Source organism: Achromobacter sp. 1012554356 (assembly GCF_059760815.1).
This window is the reverse complement of sequence record NZ_JCBANC010000055.1, coordinates 37,282-44,083: the sequence shown is the minus strand read 5'-3', so window position 1 is coordinate 44,083 and position 6,802 is coordinate 37,282. Positions and strand designations below refer to the sequence as shown.

Annotated in this window: 7 protein-coding genes and 1 pseudogene; 3 read left to right on the top strand and 5 right to left on the bottom strand. The window is 62.3% G+C overall.

The genetic code is table 11. The features are described from left to right. Positions 1 to 281: hypothetical protein (locus AC6LJW_RS23310; protein WP_498088371.1), on the top strand; the 281-nt coding region annotated here is incomplete at its 5' end. On the opposite strand, the pseudogene rdgC reads toward AC6LJW_RS23310, so the two are convergent. The 3 genes and pseudogenes from rdgC to AC6LJW_RS23295 form a co-directional block, all read right to left on the bottom strand. Continuing rightward, positions 278 to 466: pseudogene (rdgC, locus tag AC6LJW_RS23305) on the bottom strand (recombination-associated protein RdgC); the annotation flags it as partial. The gene AC6LJW_RS23310 and the pseudogene rdgC overlap by 4 nt on opposite strands. Next, complete coding sequence (locus AC6LJW_RS23300) at positions 451 to 798, bottom strand: hypothetical protein (RefSeq protein WP_498088373.1); 348 nt, start codon at positions 796 to 798, stop codon at positions 451 to 453. The pseudogene rdgC and the gene AC6LJW_RS23300, both read right to left, overlap by 16 nt. A 189-nt stretch (positions 799 to 987) precedes the next feature. After that, the gene (locus AC6LJW_RS23295; protein ID WP_498088370.1) at positions 988 to 2,061 is read right to left on the bottom strand and encodes a heme-binding protein; all 1,074 of its coding nucleotides are present in this window, start codon (positions 2,059 to 2,061) and stop codon (positions 988 to 990) included. Positions 2,062 to 2,287: 226 nt separating this feature from the next. Between AC6LJW_RS23295 and AC6LJW_RS23290 the strand changes: the two genes are divergently transcribed. Next, positions 2,288 to 3,124: a site-specific integrase gene (locus AC6LJW_RS23290; RefSeq protein ID WP_498088369.1), complete on the top strand. Its 837-nt coding sequence runs from the start codon at positions 2,288 to 2,290 to the stop codon at positions 3,122 to 3,124. Between the two features lie 266 nt (positions 3,125 to 3,390). Here the strand turns inward: AC6LJW_RS23290 and AC6LJW_RS23285 are convergent, their stop codons facing one another. Next, positions 3,391 to 3,990 carry a hypothetical protein gene (locus AC6LJW_RS23285; protein WP_498088368.1) on the bottom strand — a complete coding sequence of 200 codons (600 nt, stop codon included), beginning with the start codon at positions 3,988 to 3,990 and terminating at the stop codon, positions 3,391 to 3,393. A gap of 97 nt (positions 3,991 to 4,087) precedes the next feature. Beyond that, complete coding sequence (locus tag AC6LJW_RS23280) at positions 4,088 to 4,942, bottom strand: IclR family transcriptional regulator (protein ID WP_498088367.1); 855 nt, start codon at positions 4,940 to 4,942, stop codon at positions 4,088 to 4,090. Between the two features lie 135 nt (positions 4,943 to 5,077). Here AC6LJW_RS23280 and AC6LJW_RS23275 point away from each other — a divergent pair, with 135 nt between their 5' ends. Beyond that, the gene (locus AC6LJW_RS23275) at positions 5,078 to 6,739 is read left to right on the top strand and encodes a GMC family oxidoreductase (protein ID WP_498088365.1); all 1,662 of its coding nucleotides are present in this window, start codon (positions 5,078 to 5,080) and stop codon (positions 6,737 to 6,739) included. Positions 6,740 to 6,802 lie beyond the last annotated feature (63 nt).

Here is a 6,802-nt window from a genome sequence, read left to right as displayed (position 1 = left end):
GAATGACGAAGGCAGAGCAATTCTTGTGGTGTGTGCAAACGGCAATCCTGAGTAACCAGGTAGCGCTTTCGCGCGATTTAGAGACGCAGGATGTGGCAGACCAGTTGTCGTTCAATGCGCTGGATAGGCAACTGGCGCTGGCGTTAGCCGCTGCAGCCTGTCTCCCTGCGGACGTGAGCGTGCGAGAAGCGGTGCGGGACTTTTGCCTGGTGCATATCGAACGCCTTTGGTCATCGAACTACAAGGCCGCAGATTGGGTGCGTTCGCTGGCGGTCGATTAGAGGCGCTTGGCTCCGCCCAGCGCATCGACCAGTTCGGCCAGCAGCTTCGCCAGTTCGCCCGTCATCAGCATCATGTCGGAATCGAACTTCTCGTCGTCGTTCTGTGCGTGGTCCGCGCCTTCCTTCAGCATGTCCGGGGGGGGAACGCGCCGGATTTCCAGGCTTTCCGTCAGGACGAACGAAACGCAAACCCGATGTACATACCCTGGTCCGCAACGGCGTTGCCTCTGTCGAGGTCGCAATCGACGCGATATGCAAGCATGGCGCGCAGGTCGGCGCTTTTCTGACCGGTAAAGTGGACCAAACCAAAGCAGCCGGAAAAACGAAAGTGACCGCCAGCACCATCCAGGGCTGCGCCCTGCCCCGCAAGGTCATATCCCCGCTCATCAGCGGCGTGGACACGTTCATGCAAGGGCTGGACGTGAACCAGCGGGCGATCTTCTTGGGCATCCAGGCAGGGCGCAAAGCCGATCAAACCATCACAATCCTGGCCGCTAGCCTGTTCGACCTGTTTCACGCTCACAGCGCCGTCGAAACTGCCCGCGCCAAGCAGGCCAAAAGCCTCCGCCCACAAGCCACCAAAGCTACATCTCCCAACCCAAGCCCCTCTACCCACCGAACTCGATGGCACCGCGTGATCAATTCCAAGAAAGCAATTCAGCGACGCGAGCAGAGCTTGCCACTAAGTCTCGAGATCAGACGAACTTCAGCTGAGCGCGTCGGGCGTAATATCTGTCGTAGTCAGCTGAGCTGTGGCCAAAGCGTCCGGTATACGCTCCATCGTGTTAATGCTCACGTGCGGCCACTTGATAAGGCCTGGCTTACCGTCAGTCCTCGGGAAAAACTCGAGCATTACGACTTGGTGGTACATCATGATGAGACGTGGCCGGCCATCGCCCCCCCGTTCCTCAAGTTCCAAGATCCAAAATGTCACGTCCATTTCGATCGCATTCGCTTGATTAACAATGAATGGAATGTTTACGATCCCACCATTTGCGTTTCTAGTTGAAAACGCCAAGGTAGTCGTACGCAGAACTGGACCTAGCGACTCAACAGCCTTGACAAGCAGCTCATGCGTCTTGCTGGGGCTAAATAATCCTAGAAAGGGCTCTTCGATGAAATGCCGATAGGGCGCGAGAAATGGGGAAGTTTTGGTATCCGGGTCGCCCATGCCAATTGGCAAGCCACTGAACGCCGGGATGATCGGCTTTCCTGCCTTCGCCGACTCGCTCGTTCCGAGCGCCAGGAGCGAATTGCCGTGTGGAATTGTTCCAAGTCTCGCAATATCAATTCCGTCATTGACCTGGTTTTTGAAGAACAGAAAGAGCCCCGGCTCATGATGTATAGCAGCCCCGATAGGCTGTTTCAGCGTGCTAGACGGGGCGTCATCCGTTGCGATATGCGCTATTCCCTGCTCATAGTCGAGCGCGACAATTTCCTGATCAGTCGGTACCGTTGGAATTCCCGTGGGTGGGTTGGGTTGAATGCCCCGATTCGGAACGCCCGTGTCTTTAGTGGTGATGATCAACCGCTCGTTATATTGATTCATGAGCAGGCGGAAATTTACGCCTTGCCCCTCCGGAATTGCCGCCGGAAGCGCAATCATGTTCCACCCTCGGCCATTAAGCGGGCCGGCCGTGGGGTTTTTCGGGTCACGCAGATTAGCCCAGACCCCGGGAAGCAGACTGAGAGCTCCGAGGTCGGCATCGCCTAATACCGCCTGAGTGATTTTGCGCGTCGCATTTCGCAAAGCGCGTGTTTCCAAGGGCTGCTGTGCCATGGTTAGAGCCTCATTCGGTGTTGATATATCTCCCATTACTGCACTTTTTCCGCCGGCCGCCCTCACCCAATTTGAGTATGGACATTCGATATACAGTCCGACGATCAACGTAGCGAAGCCGATGAGGCCCAAATTCATTGCCACAGATGCGGAGCAGCCGAACGAGATCCAACGCCCCTGCAAGCACCAGACGCCTACTTAGTATTGGTTTCGTTTTGGAGACGAAGTGCTCACGCTTTCCCACAAGGAATTGGGCGAGAAGTGGCGCAAGATCGGCACCGATCTGCACAGCGCACTAACCGAGTACGCCCCCATCGGGTCCGCCCCCAAAGATGGTATGCCGGCGCTGATCGACGATGCCCTTCCCATCCTGATCAAGAAGGTCGCCAACTCGACGCGCAAGCAATGCAAATACTGCGCGGCACAGCTCAAAGAGGCGTCTGCGGCTTTCTTCCCGAACCAAGTGCGCGATGGTGACGTCGTTGAGCTTCTGGACGGCGACGCTGTTCGTCAAGCGTGGGCGAACCGAATGCTTACCGTCCTAAAGATGGTTTTTCTGCGGGTGTTAGATCGCGGACGCGTCGAAGCTAACCCGTGCGTTAGCGTGAAGCGATTCGTTCATAAGCCGCGCGAGAGGCTGATCACGCCCAAAGAGTACGCAGCCGTCTACAAGGGCTGCCCACCTTGGCTCCCGTGCGTCATGGATCTCTGCTACCTGACAGGGCAGCGGATCGGCGACGTACTGAAAATCGAGGATGGCCACCTTCGCGACGAGGGGGTGCATTTTGAACAGCAGAAGACTCGAAAGCGGCTGGTGGTCGATTGGACGCGCGAACTTCGCGCCGCAGTAGACCGCGTCCAAGAGCGACGAGTAGGTGGCGCCAATCGCAACCAGCAACTCGGCACTTCCTACCGTACCCCGCGCAATCGCAGCGGCGCTGCGCGCAAGGCTCAATCCGGATCGCGCCAAGTCGGCGACTTGCGACGCGCTGAGCTGAAGGCCTGCCAAGGCATTGCGGGCATCCGGCTCCAATGTGCCGGCGAGTACCTCGAGCCCATTTAGCACGTCGCCGGCCCGGCGCTGGGCGTCTCCGATGACCTCGCCCGTTTGCTGGGGAGCGTCCTCGATGAACCCGCCAAAGCGCTTGCTCAGGTCATTTGCGTTGCCTTCGACCCACCGCACCACGTCGACCATTTGCTCCGCCAACTAGGGATCGCTCAGTGCCAAGCTGAGGACCAGCGGTCACCACCGAACGCACCTGCTTGTGCGCCTCCCCAGTAACTTGCTGAATGGCCGCCGCAAGCCTGTTTCGGTCCTCCTCGATCTGCTTACACATCGACGTGTCGAACTCGCCAAACTTCATCTGGACGGCGACCTGGGTCGTGGACGTCCGCGAGTACAGCAAGAGCGACGCGCTGTTCACGCCAGTGGCGACGTTGTGCACGCCGCGCATCAATCTTCACTTCCAGTCGGCTCACTGCCCTGTTGTAAGCCGCCAGCACACTGGCAATCGCGTCCTGAACGTTAGGCCAAATGAGTTTTTCACCGAGGTCGCTGCTGGTCATGATTTTGGTGACCGCAGCATAAAGCTTTCCGAAGTCGTTCCAATCCAGTTCGCCCTGATTGCTAAACGTGGGAACCAGACTGTGCATCAGGTTTTGGTCAAGCGCGAGCAAGGTATTGAAGACGAGGCTCTGACCATCCTTGATCCAGGCTTCCCAGGGGCGCGCCGACGGCCCCGTGACGGGTTGAATGTTGCCCTCGGCATCTGGCTTAGGCGTTGCTTCCGAGATGCCGCCGCTCAGGCACAGCTCCATCGTGCGGATGTAACCCACGACTGAGTACGCATTTTGTGCGTCGTACTCGTAGCGCTCCGCTAGGCCGAACATCGGATTGTTGAGCATCTGGTCGATGTAGAGCTCGGCCAAGCAGTTGAAATTCGACAAAAAAAAGGGCGAACTGTGGCCGACCGAGCCAAAGTTGGCCCGATCATTCTTCTTTAGCAGACGGCGCGAAGATGGCGCCCTAACCGCCCGGCCGGTGCGCCGCCAGCACCTCGTGCAGCGACTGCGCCGCGCCTTGCAGCACAGGCACCGCGCGCAGCAGATCGTCCAGCATCACTCGCGCAGTCGGCGCGTGGCAGGCCACCGCCGCCACCACGCGGTCCTCGCCATCGCGCACCGGCACCGCCACCGCGCTCATGCCGCGCACGAACTCCTCGTTATCGATGCCGATGCCGCGCACGGCCAGCCGCTCCAGTTCGGCATCCAGCTTGGCCGGGTCGGTCAGCGTGCGCGGCGTATTGCGCGTAAGCGGCAGGCGCGCCAGCACGCGGCTGCGCTCCAGGCGATTCATCGAGGCCAGAAACAGCTTGCCGCTGGCCGTGCAGTGCATCGGCACGTGGCTGCCCACGGCAAAGAACAGGCGCAGGGGCTCGGACGTCTCGACGCGCTCCATGTAGACGACCTGGTCGCCGTCGGGCGCGGTCAGGTTGCACGTTTCGCCCAGGGTGCCGACCAGCTTGGTCAGCACCGCGCGGCACGCCCGGGTAAAGGCGCTGGCGCGCAGCGTGGCCAGCGCCAGTGATGTGGCCTGCGGGCCCGGCACGAAACCGTTTTCAGTGGGTGTGGCGGCAACAAAGCCCGCGCGCTGCATGGCCGCCAGCAGGCGCATCAGCGTGGTCTTGGGCATGTCGAGCCGCTGCGCAAGCTGCGCCAGCGTAGGCGGATGCTGTGCCCGGGCCAGGTGATCCAGCACCAGCAACGCCCGCAGCGAACGGGCGGCCTCCTGCTGCGCGCCCGGGTCATCGGACCGGCCGTCGGCCGCCGGTTCCGATGCTGCACTGCGATTTTGAAACCGAAGCTGCATGTTCTGTTCCATTTGTCTGCCCCAGCGCGTGTTGTGCTTTGTTCTGTGCGCGCGCTTCCTAGAATCGCCTCAGATGCCGGCCTGGTCCGCATTGCGGAGCGCGAGCCGGTCGGACCTGCCGAACAATATAAGGGAGACCGCGCGGATATGTCCGATACCGTCGATTACATCGTGGTGGGCGCCGGCTCGGCCGGATGCGTGATGGCGAACCGGTTGAGTGCGGACGGCGCGCACACGGTGTGCCTGCTGGAGGCCGGACCGAAAGACACCTATCCCTGGATCCACATCCCCATCGGCTACGGCAAGACGATGTTTCACAAGGTGGTGAACTGGGGCTTCTACACCGATCCGGATCCCAACATGCTGGACCGGCGCATCTACTGGCCGCGCGGCCGCACGCTGGGCGGTTCCAGCGCCATCAACGGTCTCATCTACATCCGCGGGCAGCGCCAGGACTACGACGCCTGGGCCGCTGCCGGCAACACGGGCTGGAGTTGGGACGACTGCCTGCCCTGGTTCCGCAAGCTGGAAAACAACGATCTGGGCCCCGGCCCCACCCGCGGCACGCAGGGTCCGCTGAACGCCACATCGATCAAAACGCCGCACCCGCTGGTGGAAGCGCTGATCGCAGCCGCGGGCAAGCTGGGCGTGCCGCACGTGCGCGACTTCAATAGCGGCGACCAGGAGGGGGTGGGCTATTACCAGCTCACCACGCGCAATGGCCGCCGCTGCTCCACCGCCGTGGCCTACCTGCGCCCCGCGCAGGACCGCCCCAACCTGCGCATCGAGACCGACGCGCACGCGATGGCCGTGCTGTTCGAAGGCAGCCGCGCCTGCGGCGTGCGCTACCGGCAAGGCGGCCAGGTCCGCACACTGCGCGCCCGGCGCGAAGTCGTGCTGTGCGCGGGCGCCCTGCAATCGCCGCAACTGCTTCAGCTATCCGGCGTCGGCCCGGCCAGCCTGCTGCGCGAGTTCGGCATCGGCGTCGTGCGCGACCTGCCGGGCGTGGGCGAAAACCTGCAGGACCATCTGCAGGTCCGCCTGATCTACGAGACCACCCGGCCCATCACCACCAACGACCAATTGCGCAGCCTGACCGGCCGGTTGCGCATGGGACTGCAATGGCTGCTGTTGCGCAGCGGTCCGCTGGCCGTGGGCATCAATCAGGGCGGCCTGTTCTGCCGCGTGGATCCGGCCAGCCGCACGCCCGACACCCAGTTCCATTTCGCGACCCTGTCGGCCGACATGGCGGGCGGCACGGTGCATCCGTTTTCGGGTTGCACGTATTCGGTGTGCCAGTTGCGGCCGACCTCGCGCGGCCGGGTGCGCCTGCGCAGCACGGACCCGTTCGACGCGCCGTCCATGCTGCCTAACTACCTGTCGACGGACCTGGACCGCCGCATGGCGGTCGCCGCCGTCCGGTATGCGCGCCAGGTCGCCGCGACCGAGCCGCTGGCCGGCCTGATGAAACGGGAATTCCGCCCCGGGGCGGACGTGCAAACGGACGACGAGATCCTGCACTTCTGCCGCGAATATGGCGCGACCATCTTCCATCCGTCAGGCACCGCGAAGATGGGGCCGCGCAGCGATCCGCTGGCCGTGGTCGACGAACGCCTGCGCGTGCACGGCGTGTCGGCGCTGCGCGTGGTGGATTGCTCGATCATGCCCACGCTGGTCTCGGGCAACACCAACGCGCCGGTCGTGATGCTGGCCGAGCGCGCGGCGGATTTCATGCTGCAAGACGTGCGGCAGGCGCGCACGCAGACGGTGCGCACGCCCGCCCGGATGGAAATGACGGACCCCGGTTAGGAAATCCATATCGCAGACAGACCCGGCCGCGGCAGCGCAGATTGCCTGGCCGACCCACCAAAG

Excerpts from the sequence above, each read along its gene's own strand:
- AC6LJW_RS23275 (WP_498088365.1), top strand. The coding sequence starts at position 5,078 with ATGTCCGATACCGTCGATTACATCGTGGTGGGCGCCGGCTCGGCCGGA.
- AC6LJW_RS23280 (WP_498088367.1), bottom strand. The coding sequence starts at position 4,942 with ATGGAACAGAACATGCAGCTTCGGTTTCAAAATCGCAGTGCAGCATCG.
- AC6LJW_RS23295 (WP_498088370.1), bottom strand. The coding sequence starts at position 2,061 with ATGGCACAGCAGCCCTTGGAAACACGCGCTTTGCGAAATGCGACGCGC.